At 72.6% G+C, this 17,038-nt stretch carries 13 protein-coding genes; 2 read left to right on the forward strand and 11 right to left on the reverse strand.

Annotated elements, in window-relative coordinates; translation table 11 throughout:
* Positions 1-110 precede the first annotated feature (110 nt).
* From ACFV18_RS31845 to ACFV18_RS31895, 11 genes are all read right to left on the reverse strand, one after another.
* On the reverse strand, positions 111-272 hold the full coding sequence (locus tag ACFV18_RS31845) for a hypothetical protein (protein WP_380488774.1): 162 nt from the start codon (positions 270-272) through the stop codon (positions 111-113).
* A 284-nt stretch (positions 273-556) separates the two neighbouring features.
* Positions 557-2,137, reverse strand: coding sequence for a phosphoglycerate dehydrogenase (gene serA, locus ACFV18_RS31850; RefSeq protein WP_380488785.1), 1,581 nt, complete (start codon positions 2,135-2,137; stop codon positions 557-559).
* Positions 2,138-2,355: 218 nt separating this feature from the next.
* Positions 2,356-3,354: a ketol-acid reductoisomerase gene (ilvC, locus tag ACFV18_RS31855; RefSeq protein ID WP_380488775.1), complete on the reverse strand. Its 999-nt coding sequence runs from the start codon at positions 3,352-3,354 to the stop codon at positions 2,356-2,358.
* A 101-nt stretch (positions 3,355-3,455) separates the two neighbouring features.
* The gene (gene ilvN / locus ACFV18_RS31860) at positions 3,456-3,980 is read right to left on the reverse strand and encodes an acetolactate synthase small subunit (RefSeq protein ID WP_380488786.1); all 525 of its coding nucleotides are present in this window, start codon (positions 3,978-3,980) and stop codon (positions 3,456-3,458) included.
* 23 nt (positions 3,981-4,003) lie between these two features.
* Positions 4,004-5,854 carry an acetolactate synthase large subunit gene (locus ACFV18_RS31865; protein WP_380488776.1) on the reverse strand — a complete coding sequence of 617 codons (1,851 nt, stop codon included), beginning with the start codon at positions 5,852-5,854 and terminating at the stop codon, positions 4,004-4,006.
* 275 nt (positions 5,855-6,129) lie between these two features.
* Positions 6,130-9,111: a putative bifunctional diguanylate cyclase/phosphodiesterase gene (locus tag ACFV18_RS31870; protein ID WP_380488777.1), complete on the reverse strand. Its 2,982-nt coding sequence runs from the start codon at positions 9,109-9,111 to the stop codon at positions 6,130-6,132.
* 150 nt (positions 9,112-9,261) lie between these two features.
* Complete coding sequence (locus ACFV18_RS31875) at positions 9,262-10,230, reverse strand: Gfo/Idh/MocA family protein (RefSeq protein WP_380488778.1); 969 nt, start codon at positions 10,228-10,230, stop codon at positions 9,262-9,264.
* Positions 10,223-11,599: an NDP-hexose 2,3-dehydratase family protein gene (locus tag ACFV18_RS31880; RefSeq protein WP_380488779.1), complete on the reverse strand. Its 1,377-nt coding sequence runs from the start codon at positions 11,597-11,599 to the stop codon at positions 10,223-10,225. The genes ACFV18_RS31875 and ACFV18_RS31880 overlap by 8 nt, the downstream gene beginning before the upstream one ends.
* 13 nt (positions 11,600-11,612) lie before the next feature.
* The gene (gene rfbH, locus ACFV18_RS31885; protein WP_380488780.1) at positions 11,613-12,917 is read right to left on the reverse strand and encodes a lipopolysaccharide biosynthesis protein RfbH; all 1,305 of its coding nucleotides are present in this window, start codon (positions 12,915-12,917) and stop codon (positions 11,613-11,615) included.
* Positions 12,918-13,032: 115 nt separating this feature from the next.
* On the reverse strand, positions 13,033-13,791 hold the full coding sequence (locus ACFV18_RS31890) for an SDR family NAD(P)-dependent oxidoreductase (RefSeq protein WP_380488781.1): 759 nt from the start codon (positions 13,789-13,791) through the stop codon (positions 13,033-13,035).
* 154 nt (positions 13,792-13,945) lie between these two features.
* Positions 13,946-14,923 (reverse strand): NAD-dependent epimerase/dehydratase family protein, encoded by a 978-nt coding sequence (locus ACFV18_RS31895; RefSeq protein WP_380488782.1) that lies wholly within the window; start codon positions 14,921-14,923, stop codon positions 13,946-13,948.
* 163 nt (positions 14,924-15,086) lie between these two features.
* On the opposite strand from ACFV18_RS31895, the gene ACFV18_RS31900 reads away from it, so the two are divergent.
* Positions 15,087-15,689, forward strand: coding sequence for a dTDP-4-dehydrorhamnose 3,5-epimerase family protein (locus ACFV18_RS31900; RefSeq protein WP_380488783.1), 603 nt, complete (start codon positions 15,087-15,089; stop codon positions 15,687-15,689).
* Between the two features lie 13 nt (positions 15,690-15,702).
* On the forward strand, positions 15,703-16,914 hold the full coding sequence (locus tag ACFV18_RS31905) for a nucleotide disphospho-sugar-binding domain-containing protein (protein WP_380488784.1): 1,212 nt from the start codon (positions 15,703-15,705) through the stop codon (positions 16,912-16,914).
* Positions 16,915-17,038 lie beyond the last annotated feature (124 nt).

The raw sequence follows: 17,038 nt of genomic DNA on the forward strand, positions 1-17,038 counted from the left end.
CGCGGTTGCCGCGCAGCGGTTGCCGCGCAGCGGTTGCCGCGCAGCGGTTGCCGCGCAGCGGTTGCCGCGCAGCGGTTGCCGCGCAGCGGTTGCCGCGCAGCGGTTGCCGCTCAGTGCTCGGCGGGGGCCCCGTTGTCGCGGCGGTCGAGGGCGCGCTGCAGGGCGGCGGCGGCCCGCGGGTCGGCCTGGGCGCGGCGGCGCCGGCGCTGGACGAGGGTGGCGGTGGCGGTGGGCGCGGCGGGGGCGGTGGTGCGGTCTGCGACGAAAGGCATACCGGGCTCCTTGGTACGGGGGCGCAGCAGCGCGCGAGGGTGGTGAGGAGGGTGGAGGTACGCCGGCAGGGGTCGCCTGCCGCACCGCGTACGCGCACACGGGCCATGCTCCCCGGCGTTGCGGGGGTGGCGCACCGTATGACTACTCCACAGTACGACGGGCGGGCCGCAGTGTCGCCAAATTACTTGGATTTCCTACTATCTGAGACAGCGACAGCCCTGGGGTACGCGAACGGCCCTTCCGACTCAAGGTCGGAAGGGCCGTTCGGGGTGCTGAGGAGGCGTCAGCCGAGGTTCACCGCGCGGGCGAAGCGGGCGCCGATGGCACCGGCGATCTCGGTGAGGACCTCCTGCGAGACCTCGGTGTCCACGGTGATCGAGGCGAGCGCGTTGTCGCCGTCGCGGGCGACCTGCATGCCGGCGATGTTGATGCCGGCGTCGCCGAGGATCTTGCCGAGGGTGCCGACCACGCCGGGGCGGTCCTCGTAGTGGAAGAACGCCATGTGGTCGGTGAGCGCCACGTCCACGTCGAAGCCGTCCACGCCGACGATCTTCTGGATGAGCTTCGGGCCGGAGAGGGTGCCGGAGATCGACACCTCCTCGCCGTTCGCCAGGGTGCCGCGGACGGTGATCACGTTGCGGTGCTCGGGCGACTCGCTGGAGGTGGTCAGCCGGACCTCGACGCCGCGCTCCTGGGCGAACAGCGGGGCGTTGACGTAGGACACCGTCTCGGCCACCACGTCCTCGAACACGCCCTTCAGCGCGGAGAGTTCGAGCACCTTCACGTCGTGCTGGGTGATCTCGCCGCGGACCTCGACGTCGAGGCGGACGGCGACCTCGCCGGCCAGCGCGGTGAAGATCCGGCCGAGCTTCTCGGCCAGCGGCAGGCCCGGGCGGACGTCCTCGGCGATCACGCCGCCCTGGACGTTGACGGCGTCCGGCACCAGTTCGCCGGCCAGCGCGAGGCGCACCGACCTGGCGACCGCGATGCCGGCCTTCTCCTGGGCCTCGTCGGTGGAGGCGCCCAGGTGCGGGGTGGCGACCACGTTGTCGAGGGCGAACAGCGGCGAGTCGGTGCACGGCTCCTTGGCGTACACGTCCAGGCCGGCGCCGGCCACCCGGCCCTCCTGCAGGGCGCGCAGCAGCGCGTCCTCGTCGACGATGCCGCCGCGGGCCGCGTTGACGATCCGCACGCTCGGCTTGACCTTGTGCAGCGCCTCGTCGCCGATCAGGCCGATGGTCTCCGGGGTCTTCGGCAGGTGCACGGTGATGAAGTCCGCGACCTCCAGCAGCTCTTCGAGCGAGAGCAGCTTGACGCCCATCTGGGCCGCGCGGGCGGCCTGGATGTAGGGGTCGTAGGCGACGATCTTCATGCCGAACGCGGACATCCGCTGCGCGACCAGCACGCCGATCCGGCCGAGGCCGACCACGCCGAGGGTCTTCTCGCTGAGCTCGACGCCGGTGTACTTGTTGCGCTTCCACTCGCCGCCCTTGAGCGCGGCGTTGGCGGGCGCGATGTTGCGGGCGACCGAGATCAGCAGGCCGCAGGCGAGTTCGGCGGCGGTGACGATGTTGGAGGTCGGCGCGTTGACGACCATCACGCCGGCCTTGGTGGAGGCGGCGACGTCCACGTTGTCCAGGCCGACGCCGGCGCGGGCGACCACCTTGAGCTTCTTCGCGGCGGCCAGCGCCTCGGCGTCCACCTTGGTGGCGGAGCGGATCAGGATGGCGTCCACGTCGGCGATCGCGGTCAGCAGCTCGGTGCGGTCGGCGCCGTTGCAGTGCCGGATCTCGAAGTCCGGCCCGAGGGCGTCGACGGTGGCGGGCGAAAGCTCTTCGGCGATGAGGACGACGGCGTTTTTCACAGCGCTCACGACAGTGTGTCCTAACTGTCCGGTTCACCCCGCCACACGGAGGTGGCGTGCACAGGGCGGGGGAAGGTGGCATGTCGCGTAGCTAGACGCACGACGCTGTGGGCCTGACGCGTATTCGGGAGTCTATCGGCGGGCCGCCGGGGGGACTGCTCCCGTCCGGCGAAATCACCCGGACGGGAACAGCCTTGTTGTACAAGCGGGATGGAGGATCAGGCGCTCTCGTCGACCCAGCTCATCAGCTTGCGGAGCTTCTTGCCGGTGGTCTCCAGCAGGTGGTCGGCGTCCGCGTTCTTGTACTCGTTGTACTTCGGCAGACCGGCCTTGTACTCGGCGATCCAGGTGTTGGCGAAGGTGCCGTCCTGGATCTCGGCCAGGACCTTCTTCATCTCGGCCTTGGTGTCGGCGGTGATGATGCGGGGGCCGGTGACGTAGTCGCCCCACTCGGCGGTCTCGGAGACCGACCAGCGCATCTTCTCCAGGCCGCCCTCGTACATCAGGTCGACGATCAGCTTCAGCTCGTGCAGGCACTCGAAGTAGGCGATCTCGGGCTGGTAGCCCGCCTCGACCAGGGTCTCGAAGCCGGCCTTGACCAGGGCGGCGGTGCCACCGCAGAGGACGGCCTGCTCACCGAACAGGTCGGTCTCGGTCTCCTCGGTGAAGGTGGTCTTGATGACGCCGGCCTTGGTGCCGCCGATGCCCTTGGCGTAGGACAGCGCCAGGTCGAAGGCCTTGCCGGTAGCGTCCTGCTCGACGGCCACGATGCACGGAACGCCGCGGCCCTCCTGGTACTGGCGGCGGACCAGGTGGCCGGGGCCCTTCGGGGCGACCATGCAGACGTCGACGTCGGCCGGCGGCTGGATGAAGCCGAAGCGGATGTTCAGGCCGTGGCCGAAGAACAGGGCGTCGCCCGCCTTCAGGTTCGGCTCGATGGCCTCCTTGTAGACGTCGGCCTGGATCGGGTCCGGCACCAGGATCATGATGACGTCGGCCTCGGCCGCGGCCTCGGACGGGGAGACCACGCGCAGGCCGGCCTCCTGGGCGGCGGCGCGGGACTTGGAGCCCTCCAGCAGGCCGACGCGGACATCGACGCCCGAGTCGCGCAGCGACAGCGCGTGGGCGTGGCCCTGGCTGCCGTAGCCGATGACCGCGACCTTGCGGCCCTGGATGATGGACAGGTCGGCGTCGTCTTCGTAGAACAGCTCGGCCACGGGGGCACATCTCCTTGCGTGGTGGTGTTGCCGGGTGCTCCTACCGTAGGCGCACCCGGCGGGGGTTCGGTGGTGGTGCTTGAGTACTGAGACGACCGGTGTCAGGCGGTGCGGTCGAGCGCGCGCAGCGAGCGGTCGGTGATGGAGCGGGCGCCGCGGCCGATCGCGACCAGGCCGGACTGCACCAACTCCTTGATGCCGTAGGGCTCCAGCATCTTCAGCATGGCCTCCAGCTTGTCCGAGGAGCCGGTCGCCTCGATGGTCACCGCTTCGGGCGACACGTCGACGGTCTTGGCGCGGAACAGCTGGACGATCTCGGTGACCTGGGAGCGGGTCTCGGCGTCGGCGCGGACCTTCACCAGGATCAGTTCGCGCTGGACGGCCTGGGCCTGGTCCAGTTCCACGATCTTGATCACGTTGACCAGCTTGTTGAGCTGCTTGGTGACCTGCTCCAGCGGCAGCTCCTCGACGTTGACCACGATGGTCATCCGGGAGATGTCGGGGTGCTCGGTCGGGCCGACCGCCAGCGAGTCGATGTTGAAACCGCGGCGGGAGAACAGCGCGGCGATCCGGGCGAGCACGCCGGGCTTGTTCTCGACCAGGACGGACAGGGTGTGCTTGGACATGGTGGTCATCGCTTTCTGGTCCGTCAGTCCTGGTCGTCGCCGAAGTCGGGGCGGACGCCCCGGGCGAACTGGATCTCGTCGTTGCTGGTGCCGGCGGCGACCATCGGCCAGACCATCGCGTCCTGGTGGACGATGAAGTCGATGACCACCGGGCGGTCGTTGATCTCCATGGCCTGCTTGATGACGGCGTCCAGGTCCTCGGGGCGCTCGCAGCGCAGGCCGACGCAGCCCATCGCCTCGGACAGCAGGACGAAGTCCGGGATCCGGGTGCCCTGGGCGGGCTGCTCGATGCCGTCATGGCCCGGGCCGGAGTGCAGGACGGTGTTGGAGTAGCGCTGGTTGTAGAACAGCGTCTGCCACTGGCGGACCATGCCCAGCGAGCCGTTGTTGATGACCGCGACCTTGATCGGCAGGTTGTTCAGGGTGCAGGTGGTCAGTTCCTGATTGGTCATCTGGAAGCAGCCGTCGCCGTCGATCGCCCACACCGGGGTGTCGGGCTTGCCGGCCTTGGCGCCCATCGCGGCCGGGACGGCGTAGCCCATGGTGCCGGCGCCGCCGGAGTTCAGCCAGGTCGCGGGCTTCTCGAACTGGATGAACTGGCTGGCCCACATCTGGTGCTGGCCGACGCCCGCGGCGTAGATGGCGTCCGGGCCGACCAGCCGGCCGATCCGCTCGATCACCTGCTGCGGGGACAGCATGCCCGCGGGGGCGGGCTCGTGGCCGATCGGGTAGGTCTTCTTCCAGTGGTCGAGCTTGGTCCACCAGTCCGTGTAGTCGCCGCGGTGGCCGGCGTCGAACTCGGCCTGGACGGCGACGATCAGGTCGGCCAGCACCTCGCGGGCGTCGCCGACGATCGGGACGTCCGCCGGGCGGTTCTTGCCGATCTCGGCCGGGTCGATGTCGGCGTGCACGACCTTGGCGTTCGGGGCGAAGGAGTCGAGCTTGCCGGTGACCCGGTCGTCGAAGCGGGCGCCGAGGGTGAACAGCAGGTCGGACTTCTGCAGCGCGGTGACCGCGGGGACCGAGCCGTGCATGCCGGGCATGCCCAGGTGCTGCGGGTGGCTGTCCGGGAAGACGCCGATCGCCATCAGGGTGGTGACCACGGGGGCGCCGGTCAGCTCGGCCAGGATGCGCAGTTCCGCGCCGGCCTTGGCCTTCAGCACGCCGCCGCCGACGTACAGCACCGGGCGCTTGGAGTTCACCAGCAGCTTGGCGGCCTCGCGGATCTGCTTGGCGTGCGGCTTGGTGACCGGGCGGTAGCCGGGCAGCGAGAGCTCGACCGGCCAGCGGAAGGTGGTGGTGGCCTGCAGGGCGTCCTTGGCGATGTCCACCAGGACCGGGCCCGGGCGGCCGGTGGCGGCGATGTGGAAGGCCTCGGCGATGACGCGGGGGATCTCGGCGGGGTCGGTCACCAGGTAGTTGTGCTTGGTGATCGGCATGGTGATGCCGCAGATGTCCGCCTCCTGGAAGGCGTCCGTGCCGATCGCCTTGGAAGCGACCTGGCCGGTGATCGCGACGACCGGCACCGAGTCCATGTAGGCGTCGGCGATCGGGGTGACCAGGTTGGTGGCGCCGGGGCCCGAGGTGGCCATGCAGACGCCGACCTTGCCGGTGGCCTGCGCGTAGCCGGTCGCGGCGTGGCCGGCGCCCTGCTCGTGGCGGACCAGGATGTGCCGGACCTTGGTGGAGTCCATCAGCGGGTCGTACGCGGGGAGGATGGCGCCGCCCGGAATGCCGAAGACCGTGTCGGCCCCGACGGCCTCGAGCGAGCGAATGAGCGACTGCGCGCCGGTCATGGTCTCGATGGTCTGCTGACCCGGAGCGTGGGCGGCCGGGTGGTCCCCGCGGCGGGGGGTTGCGGCGTGCTCAGTCATCTGCCTGTCTCTTCTCGGGTTCTGCTCGGGGTGGCGCCGGCCCGGTGGCGGTGGCTCCCGGGGCGGTCTCCGGCGGTGCCTCGATCGTCCGGATTTCGGGGGGTTGAGGCCAGGGTTTCTGCGGTGGCCGACCCGGATTCGTGCAACAAAAAACCCCTCGTGCCAAGGGCATGCGAGGGGGAGGCGCGTCAGGCTGTTCTTCAGCCGACGCGCCCGCCAAGTACGAGAATTCGGGTGGTCATGGCATCGACCTTCCTCCCACGCAGTGCTGGGTGTCAAGCTGGTGGGACAACTGTCTCACCATGCGGGCCGCCGCTCGGACCCCGGACGGTGTGCCGTTGCGGCAGCTCAAGGCCGCTGTGCAGGTGCCCGGGACGGGCCGCGGAAGCCTCCGCGAGGCCACTGCCGGTGCGGGCGTCCGGGGTGAGCAGCGGGCGCCGGCCGGGGTGGCCCTGGCCGGGGCGCGGGATGGAGTAGCCGCGGCGCAGCAGGGCGCGGCGCAGCCGCAGTTCGTCGAGCGGGCGGTCGAAGGCCAGGCCCTGGCCGCGCCGGCAGCCGAGTTCCTGGAGCACGGCGACCTGCCGGGGGTGGTCGACGCCGTCGGCGCCGGTGACCAGGCCCAGGTCGCGGCCGAGGCGCAGGGCGTGCCCGGCGAGTGCCCGGGTGAGGGTGGAGTCGGCGATGTCCTGGACCAGGCTGCGGTCCAGTTTGAGCGCGTCGAACGGCATCCGGGCGAGGGCGCCGAGCGAGCCGCCGCCGGCGCCGAACCCGGCGAGCGCGGTGGACACCCCGAGCCGGCGGAACGCGGCCAGGCGGCGGCCGAGTTCGTCGGCGAGCGTGTCGGGGCCGGTCCGGGAGACCTCCAGGACGAGCAGGTCGGGCGGCAGTTCGGTGTCCCGCAGGGCGCCGGCCAGGGTCTCGTACATGCCGGGGGCGCAGAGCCGTTCGGCGGCCAGTCGGACGGTGACCGGGACGGGCGGGGCGGCCGGGCCGTCGGCGCGGCGGCGGGCGGCGGCGGCGACGGCCTCGGTGACCAGCCAGCGGGCGAACCGGGTGGCGCCGTCGCCGGTGTCGGCGGTGCGCAGGAACTCGGCGGGGGTGAGCAGCAGGCCTTCGGCGGAGCGCCAGCGGGCCTGCGCCTCGACGCCGGTGAGCCGGCCGCCGGCCAGTTCGACCACGGGCTGGTGGAGCAGCGCGAAGGAGCCTTCGCGGACGGCGGCGCGCAGCCGTTCCTCCAGTTCGCCGCGCCGGTCGAGTTCGGCGCGCATCGCCGGGGTGTAGAGCACCACGCGGCCCTTGCCGCGGGACTTGGCCTGGTACATCGCCAGGTCGGCGTTGCGCAGCAGTTCGTCGGCGGCGCTCGCGGACGGCCCGTCGGTGCCGCGGGCGCGGGTGGCCTCGTCCTCGCCGGGTTCGGGGGCGGGCAGTGGGGTGTCGGGGCCGAAGGCGATGCCGATCGAGGCGGCGACGCCGAGTTCGGCGCCGCCGATCCAGTACGGCTCGGAGAGTGCGGCGCGGATGCGTTCGGCGAGGTCGCGGACCTGCGGGTGGCCGATCCGGCCGCGGACCAGGACGGCGAACTCGTCGCCGCCGAACCGGGCGACGGTGTCCTCGCCGCGGACGGCGGTCTGCAGGCGGCGGGCGGCCTGCACCAGCAGTTCGTCGCCGACCTGGTGGCCGGCGGTGTCGTTGACGGCCTTGAAGCCGTCCAGGTCGAGGAAGAGCACGGCGACGGCGGTGCCGGCCGGGCCCTGCGCGGAGAGCGCGGCCCGGACGCGGTGGGCGAAGAGGGCGCGGTTGGGCAGGTCGGTGAGCGGGTCGTGGAACGCGTTGTGCTGCAACTGGGCCTGCAGGCGCACCCGTTCGGTGATGTCGCGGCTGTTCAGGATCAGTCCGTCGCGGTACGGGTTGACGGTGGATTCGACGTGCAGCCACTCCCCCTCGCCCTCACCCTCGCCGGAGCGGATCCGGCATTCGACCCGGGCGGAGGGTTCGCCGGCCTGGAACCGGGCGGCCCGGCTGCGGGCGAGGATGCGGCGCACCTCGGCGAGCACCCGGTCGACGTCCTCGGGGTGGACCAGGTTGAGCAGGTTGCCGCCGACCAGGTCCTCCGGGTCTCGGTTGTAGACCCGCAGCGCGGCGGGGCTGACGTAGGACAGCGCGCCGGACGGTCCGGCGATCATGATGACGTCGCTGGAGCCCTGCACCAGGGAGCGGAAGTGGGCTTCCTTGGTGGCGAGTTCCTGTGCGAGCGAGAGGTTGTCGAGCAGCATCACGCCCTGCCGGACGATCAGGGCCAGGCCGACGGTGCTGGCGGCGGCGAGCATGACGCGGTCCAGCGGGCGGCCGCCGAGCGCGTTGTAGAGGATGCCGGCGGTGCAGACCGCGGCGGCGGCGTAGGGCGTGAGCGCGCTGAAGGTGGAGGCGACCCGGCGGCGCGGCACGCCCTGGGTGGAGGGGTGCTGGCGGCTGGGGCGGCGGGTGTGCGACCAGGGGGCCCAGGCGAGCAGCAGGGAACCGGCGAACCAGCCGGCGTCCAGCAGTTCGCCGGAGTGGTAGTCGCTGTGGAACTGCGGGGTGGTGAACAGGGCGTCGCAGACCACGGTGACGACCAGGCCGATCATCGCGGTGTGCACGGCGGCCCGGTTGCCGTCCCGGCCGCGGACCTTCAGGCCGACCACCAGGCCGACCAGCAGGATGTCCAGCACGGGGTAGCCGAGGCCGAGGGCGAGCTTCAGCGGGTCGTCACCGTCGCCGGCGGCGACCCGGCCGAGCGCCAGGCTCCAGCTGAGGGTGAACAGCGAGCCGGCCACCAGCCAGCCGTCCAGCATCAGGCAGAGCCAGCCGGCCGGGTTGCGCGGGCGCTGGGCGAGCACCAGCAGGCCGGTGATGGCGAGCGGGGCGAACAGCAGGAACGGGTAGTCGGCGGCGGAGTCCGGCGGCAGCGGGCGGCCGAGCACCACCTCGTACCAGCCCCACAGGCCGTTGCCGAACGCCACCACGGCCGAGGAGAGGCCGAACAGCAGCCAGGCGGGCCGCGTGTGGCCGCCCACCGCGATGCCGTGCGCGAGGCAGGACAGGGCGGCCGCGAGGGCCGCCCCGGCGAGGCCGAAGTCCCCCATCACCAGGGCGAGTTCGCACGAACCCCAGCCGAGTCCGGAGCCCACCGCGTACCCGGCGCAGAGCACCGCGAGCAGCACGGCCGTGAGCCGGCGCAGGGCAGGGTGGGCAGGCAGCACCGATTCGGTGGAGTTCAATCGACATCTCCCCCTCCGGCCCGTGGCCGTACCGGTGTTCCCGCTTCGGACCCTACACCAATCCGGTCACGCACCGGCACGCATACTCAACTCAGCGTAATGATTGGCAGGTGGGGCGGGGGGCCTTCGGGCGGGTGTCGCCCGTTCGGCTCAGGCGGCGGGGGTGGCGACCGCGCGGATCCGGGACAGCAGTTCGGCCTGGCGGAGGGTCAACGGGTCTGCGGCGGTGGCTCCTTCGGCGACGGCGCGGGTGAACGCGGTGAGTGTTTCGGCGACCTGGTCGGCGGCGGCGAACCCGGGCTGTTCGGTGCTGCCGCCGCGTTCCAGCAGGACGGTGGGGGCCTGGTCGGCGGGCGGGGTGAAGGCGCGCTCGACCCGGATCCGGCCGGTGCTCCCCCACAGTTCGTAGCTGTTGCGGTAGGCGTGGTCCATCCCGAAGGCGAGTTGGGCGAGCACGCCGTCCGGGGTGGTCAGCACCGCCGCGCCGGAGGTCTCCACGGCGCTGCCGGCGCCGTGGTGCAGGGCGGCGCCGGCCACCGTGAGCTCGGGGCCGAGGAAGTGCAGGGCGGCGCGGACGGGGTAGTAGCCGACGTCCAGCAGGGCGCCGCCGCCGAGTTCGGGCCGGTGCCGGATGTTGTCGGCGGGCAGCGCGGGGATGGCGAACGCGGCGGAGAACATCCGCAGTTCGCCGATCGCGCCGTCGGCGACCAGCCGCCGGACCTGCTCGTGCACCGGGTGGTGGACGAACATCACGTTCTCCTGGAGCACCAACTGGCGCTCCTCGGCCCGCAGTTGCAGGGCGGCGGTGGCGGCCGGGTCGGCGGTGAGCGGCTTCTCCGCGAGCACGTGCTTGCCGGCGTCGAGGGCGGCGGCCACCCACTGGGCGTGCAGGGCGATCGGCAGCGGCACGTACACCGCGTCCACGTCGGGGGATTCGATCAGGGCGCGGTAGTCGGTGGCCCGGCAGCCGTACTGCGCGGCAAGCGGTTCGGCGCGCTCCGGGTCGCGGCTGGCGATCGCGGTCAGGCGCAGGCCGGGCCGGGCGGCGATCGCCGGCAGCATCCGCCGCCGGGCGATCTCCGCGCAGCCCAGCACGCCGATCCGCAGGGGGTCAGTCACGCTCGCCCAGGCCGTTCAGTACGGCCAGCAGGGTGCGGGCCTGGACGTTGACGTAGTGGCCGTGCCGGACCAGCGCGGCGAGCTGGCCGGGCGTCACCCAGAGGTAGCCCTCCGGCTCCTCGACGGGCTCCTCGTCACCGGTCTCGATCAGCAGGTAGTCGGCCTCGGCGTGCAGGAAGCGCCCGCCCTCCTCGGAGTGCACGGCCCGGTAGTGGACCTGCTCCGGCTCCGCGTTCAACACCCGGTCGAGGAACGGGGGTTGCTGGTCGTGGTTGCCGGGGGTGCACTGGACGGTGGGGGCGAGTTCGACCGCGTCGAGGAAGCCGCCCTCGACCTTGGCGTGCGCCAGGACGTGCCGGACGCCGTCGATCCGGCGGGTGAGGAAGGCGGCGACGCCGCGGCCGACGGGTTCGATCAACGGCTGGGTCCAGCTGGTGACTTCGCGGTTTCCGGCGGTGACGTTGACCGCGACGACCTTGAAGAACCGGCCCTGCTCGTGCGCGATGTCCTCCTCGCTCTGCTTCCAGCCGGGCAGCTCGGCCAGCGGGATGCGTTCGGCCCGGATGTCGTGGCGGGAGCGCTGCCCGGTGAACCAGGACAGCAGTTCGGTGTCGGTGTGCAGGGCCCGGCCGTCCGGGTCGGCGACCGGGGCGCAGGCCAGCACGGTGCGCGAGTCCATGTTCACCACGTTGTCGCGGCGCAGCAGTTCGGCGATCTGGCCGAACGTCAGCCAGCAGAAGTCCTCGTCCTCGGGGACGTCGTCCAGCGCCTCGACGATCATGTTGCGGTTGCTCTTGTGGAAGAACCAGGAGCCGTGCTCGGACTGCAGCACGTCGGCGAGCACCCGACGGGGGCGGCCGCCGGTGAAGTACTCGATGTACTTGACGTCGGCGCCCTGGTGGACCTTGGTGTAGTTGCTGCGGGTGGCCTGGACGGTCGGCGAGAGCTGGAGCAGATTGCGGTTGCCGGGTTCCATCTTGGCCTGCATCAGGCAGTGCAGGACGCCGTCGAACTCCTTGACCAGGATGCCCAGGATGCCGACCTCGGGCTGCTTGATGATCGGCTGGTACCACTCCCGGTGGGGGCCGTCGTCGAGGGTGACGTGCAGGCCCTCGACGGAGAAGAACCGGCCGCTGCGGTGGACCAGGTTGCCGGTGCCCTCGGCGAAGGACCAGCCGTTCAGTTCGGCGAACGGGATCTTCCGCACGGTGAAGTCGTTGGCCCGGCCGCGCCCGGCCAGCCAGTCGGCGAACTCGGCGGTGCTCAGCCGGGCGCCTTCGGTGGCGGCGGCGGAGCGGGCGATCCGGGCGGCCGGGCCGGCGTCCTCGCGCGGGCGGGCGGCGGCCCGGGGGGTGTCCGGTGCGAGCATCGGGCGTTCCCTCTCAGCTGTTCTTCGCGACGAACTCGCGGACGGACTCGATGATGTAGTCGAGCTGGGCCTCGCTCAGGCCGGGGTACACGCCGACCCAGAAGGTGTGCTCGGTGACGATGTCGCTGTTGGTGAGGTCGCCGACCACGCGGTGCGGCTTGCCGATGTAGGCCGGGTGGCGGGTCAGGTTGCCGGCGAACAGGCGGCGGGTGCCGATCTTGCGGGCCTCCAGGAAGTCCACCAGCGCGGCCCGGGTGAACGGGGCCTCGGGGTCCACGGTGAGCACGAAGCCGAACCAGCTCGGGTCGGAGTTCGGGGTGGCGTGCGGGAGCAGCAGCCACGGGACGTCGGCCAGGCCGTCGCGCAGCCGCTGCCAGTTGACCTTGCGGGCCTCGACGAAGGAGTCCAGCTTGGCCAGCTGGGTGAGGCCCAGGGCGGCCTGGATGTCGGTGGCCTTCAGGTTGTAACCGACGTGCGAGAAAATGTACTTGTGGTCGTACCCGGCGGGCAGGGTGCCCATCTGGTAGTCGAAGCGCTTGAGGCACTTGTTGTTCTCGCCCGGCTCGCACCAGCAGTCCCGGCCCCAGTCGCGCAGCGACTCGACGATCCGGGCCAGCGCCAGGTTGGAGGTCAGCACGCAGCCGCCCTCGCCCATCGTCAGGTGGTGCGCCGGGTAGAAGCTGACGGTGGTCAGATCGCCGAAGGTGCCGGTGAGTTGGCCGTTGTAGGTGGAGCCGACCGCGTCGCAGTTGTCCTCGATCAGGAACAGGTCGTGCTCCTCGGCGAGCTGCGCGATCTCGGCGACCGGGAACGGGTTGCCGAGCGCGTGCGCGATCATGATCGCCTTGGTGCGCGGGCCGATCGCGGCGGCCACCCGGTCGGCGGTGGTGTTGTAGGTGCCGAGCTCGATGTCGACGAAGACCGGGATCAGCCCGTTCTGCAGGATCGGGTTGACGGTGGTCGGGAAGCCCGCCGCGACGGTGATCACCTCGTCGCCCGGGACCAGCTTGCGGTCCTCCAGGTGGTCGGAGGTCAGCGCGGTCATCGCCAGCAGGTTGGCGGACGAGCCGGAGTTGGTCAGGTGGGCCTTGCGCCGCTTGCACTTCTTGGCGAACACGGACTCGAACTTGCGCGAGCTGCGGCCGGCCGCGATCCGCATCTCCAGCGCGGCCTCCACCAGCGCGACCCGGTCCTCGGCGTCCAGCACCGCGCCGGACGGCCAGATCTCGGTGACACCGGGCACGAACTCCCCGTCGTTCTCCTGCTCCAGGTGGAACTTGCGAACCTCGTCGAGGACGAGCTCCTTGTGCACGCTCATCGCCGGTCTCCTTCTGATGGGACGTCTGTTCGGTCTTCGCATCGGTCCGGTCCAGCTTGCGGGCGGCTGCTGGAGCCGGACTCGACGGCGGGTCGGCGGGCGGTTCAGCGGCTGTTCAGCGACCGCCGGCCACGTGCAGGGCCTCGCCGGTGACGTTGCCGTTGGCGGCCGAGCCCAGGTACAGCACGGCCCGTGCCACCTCCTCGGGGGTGCTGAGCCGGCCCGTGGGCGTGGCGCCGGTCTCCCGCTCGCGGACGGGTGCGGGCAGGCCGGCGACCACCCGGTCGGTGCTGGTCAGGCCCGGGCAGACCACGTTGACCAGCACGTCGCTGCTGCCGAGGTCCCACATCAGGCTGCGGGCCAGGCCGTGCAGTCCGGCCTTGGCGGAGCCGTAGAACTCCTGGCCGCGGTTGCCGCCGAGCGCGTTGTGCGAGGAGATCAGCACGATCCGGCCCCAGCCGCGGGCCCGCATGCCGCCGACGGCGGCCTGCACGGTGCGGATCACCGGCGCCAGGTTGCCCTCGATCACCGGCAGCCAGTCCTTCTCCGGCACGTCCTCGAACCGGGTGCCGGGGGTGCGCCGCTCGCCCCAGCGGACGGCGTTCGCCACCAGGACGTCCACCCGGCCCCAGCGGCGCTCCACCTCGGCCACCGCGCGGTGCGGCGACTCGGGGTCCTCCAGGTCGTACGGCAGCGCGAACGCCCGCTCGGGGCCGCCGAGTTCCTCGGCCAGCTGCTCGGCGGCAGCCCGGTCGGACCGGTAGGCGACGGCTACCCGGGCCCCTTCGGCGGCGTACGCCCGGGCCACCTCGCGCCCGATCCCGCCGGTCGCCCCGGTCACCAGTACGACGCGCTCTCGCAGTCCCAGATCCATGCCACTCCTCGGCGCAGGGCCGGCCCGGACGGGCCCCGCCCCGGTGTGGGGCGGGCCCGGCCGCCGGGTGCCGACCCGCCGCCGACGGCAGCCAAGAGCCTGCGGCGGCCGGCTGGAGCGGCGCTCGCACCCGGATCGCAACTGCGCTGCGGGATCAGGGGGTTGACGCCAGCATGGCGCGCAGCGAGGCGTCCAGGTCGCGCGTGGGCCGCCAGTCGAGCAGCCGGGCCGCCTTGCCGATGTCGACCTGCTGCCAGTCGGCCGCGCCGCGCTGCGGGGCGGTGTCCGGCTCCTCGACCACGGCCAGCGGCAGGCCGCTCAGCTCGATCAGCCGGTCCACCAGCCGGCGCACCGCGACCGCCTCGCCCCGCCCGATGTTGATCACCTCGCCGCACAGCCCGCCCGGGGCGTCCGCGACCCCGGCCGCCACCACCGCGTCGGCGACGTCGCGGACGTCCACGAAGTCGCGCTGGGCGCGCAGCGGGGTGAGCCGCAGCGGTTCGCCCGGGCCGGAGCGGGCGGCCTCGGCGAGCCGGCCCGCGATCATGCCGAGCAGGCTGCCCGCCGGGGCGCCGGGCCCGGACACGTTGACGATCCGCAGCACCACCCCGTCCAGCCCGTGCTCGCGGGCGGCGGCCAGCACCGCCTCGGTGCCGAGCAGCTTGGTGCGCCCGTAGGAGCTGACCGGGGCGGGCGGCAGGTCCTCGGGGATGGCCGCGCCGGACGGGCCGGGGCCGTACTCGTGCACCGAGCCGAGGTGCACCACCCGGGGGCGGCCGGGCAGCAGGCCGGCGGCCGCGACCAGCCGCTCGGGCAGTTCGGCGTTGGCCTGCCGCATCTGCTGGTCCGTCACTCCCCAGACCGCGCCCGCCGCGTTGACCACCACGTCGGCGCCGGCCCGGCGCAGCACGTCGGCGAGCTGCTCGGGCGAGGTGGCGGCGAGGTCGAGCGGGATCGGCTCGAAGCCGTCGGCGCCGGCGGCGCTGCGCGCGATCCCGTACACCCGGGCGCCGGCCTCGGCGAAGGCCCGGCAGACGTGACGGCCGACGAATCCGGTCGCGCCGAGGACCGCCACCCGCCGGCCCAGGGCGGCCGGTGGTCGGTCCGTGCTCCGCACGTCGAACTGGGACACCGTCGGCACCTCCGTCTGCATCGGCCCGCGGCCGGATCGCCGCGTGCCTCTCCGTGGTCCGCCGCATGGTGCAGCAGTCGGCTCGAATCCTGGTGGACGGCGGCGGCGCTGCTCGCGGCCGCCGCTACCGGGGCTCTAGCGGCGCTCCGTAGAGTCCGGTTCCATGGGGATACAAGCCACCGCGGTGCCCGATGCCTATCGGATCACCCCGCGTCAACACCCCGACTCCCGGGGCAACTTCTTCGAGTCGTACAAGCGCGACGCGCTGGCCGAGGCGACCGGCCACCTGTTCACACCTCTCCAGGTGAACTACTCGACCTCGTCCCGCAACACGCTGCGCGGGATCCACGGGGTCACCATCCCGCCCGGGCAGGCCAAGTACGTCAGCTGTGTGCGCGGCGTCCTGCTGGACGTGGTGGTCGACGTCCGGCTCGGCTCGCCCGCCTTCGGCACGTACGTCACCACCGTGCTCGACGCGAACGAGGGCACCGCGATGTTCGTCGCGGAGGGCCTGGGGCACGGGTTCGTGGCGCTCACCGACGACGCCTGCATCAGCTACCTGTGCTCCACCCAGTTCGTGCCCGGCACGCAGTTCGACATCCAGCCCTTCGATCCCGACCTGAACATCCCGTGGGAGAACTGGCTCGACGGCGAGCCGCTGCTCTCCGAGAAGGACCGGTGCGCGCCGTCGCTGGCCGAACTGGCCGAACGCGGGGTCCTGTCCACCTACGACGAGTGCCGCGCACTCTACGCGCAGCAGCGCTAGCCGAGGAGAAGACATGCGAGTGCTGTTCGCCACCTGGGCGGAGCCCGGGCACCTGTACCCCCTGGTTCAATTGGCATGGGCCTGCCAGGCAGCTGGACACCAGGTGCGGTTCGCCACCCCGCCCGCCTGCGCCCCCGCGGTGGCGCGGGCCGGGCTGATCGGGATGCCGGTCGGCCAGGACGTCGCGGTCGCCCAGATCCGCGGCCGCGCCGACCTGGCGCCCTGGCGCAGCTTCGGCCGCTGGCCCGCGGGCTGGGCCTCCCGCCCCGACCTGCTGGACGACGGGCACCGCACCGTGCTGGCGGCGCTCGCGGACAAGCAGTTCACCGTGGCCGACGCGATGGCCGACGACCTGATCGCGTTCGGCCGGGCCTGGCAGCCCGACGTCGTCGTGCACGACTCGCTGACCTTCGCCGGTCCGCTGGTCGCCGCCGTCCTCGGCGTCCCCGCGGTCGGCCACAGCTGGGGCAGCGCGACCGTGATCCGGATCGAGACGGATGGCCTCGGCAGCGAACTGCGGCCCGGCTACCGCGAGTTGTTCGAGCGTCACGGGGCCGACCCGGAGCGCGGACCACTCGGCTGGTTCGACCCGTGCCCGCCATCGCTGCGGCTGCCCGACCCGACGCCGCGCCGGCGCATCCCGGTCCGCCACGTGCCGTACAACGGCCCCGGCCTGCTGCCCCGGTGGCTGCACACCGAACCCGGCCGCCCCCGGGTCTGCGTCACCGCCGGGGTGGCCGGCGGCAAGATCGACCCGGACCGGCTGCCCGACGTGCTGACCCGCGCCCTGGCGGCGCTCACCGCGCTCGACGTCGAGGTGGTGCTGGCCGTCGGCGCCGCGCAGGCCGGGAGGCTCGGCGGACTGCCGGACGGCGTCCGGGTCGCCGAGTCGCTGCCGATGACCGCGCTGCTGCCGACCTGCGCGGCCGTCGTCCACCACGGCGGCTTCGGCACCGGCCTGACCGCCGCCGCGCACGGCGTGCCCCAGCTGGTGCTGCCGCAGATGCCGATCTCCGCCGAGATCGGCGAGCGGCTGGCACACGTCGGCGCCGGCCTGCTCCCCGCACCCGACGAGCAGCACGACCCGGCGGTGATCGGCGCCGCGGTCGCCGCGCTGCTGGACGAGCCGCGCCACCGCAAGGCCGCCGCCGCGCTGCGCGAGGAGATGCTCGCCGAGCCGACGCCCGCCGAGCGGGTGGCGGTACTGGTGGACGCGGTGTCCTGAACCCGACCGTGCAGGAGCGGCCCCCCCCCGGGGTGGGGGCCGGGGCTTTACGCCTTGCGCCCCCCCTTTCGCGTTGGGCCCCCCGTTTAGCGGTGAGCCCCCCACGGCGGGGAGCCGCGCCCCC

The sequence above is a fragment of the Kitasatospora sp. NPDC059673 genome (assembly GCF_042734215.1).
In the GTDB taxonomy this organism is placed as follows: domain Bacteria; phylum Actinomycetota; class Actinomycetes; order Streptomycetales; family Streptomycetaceae; genus Kitasatospora.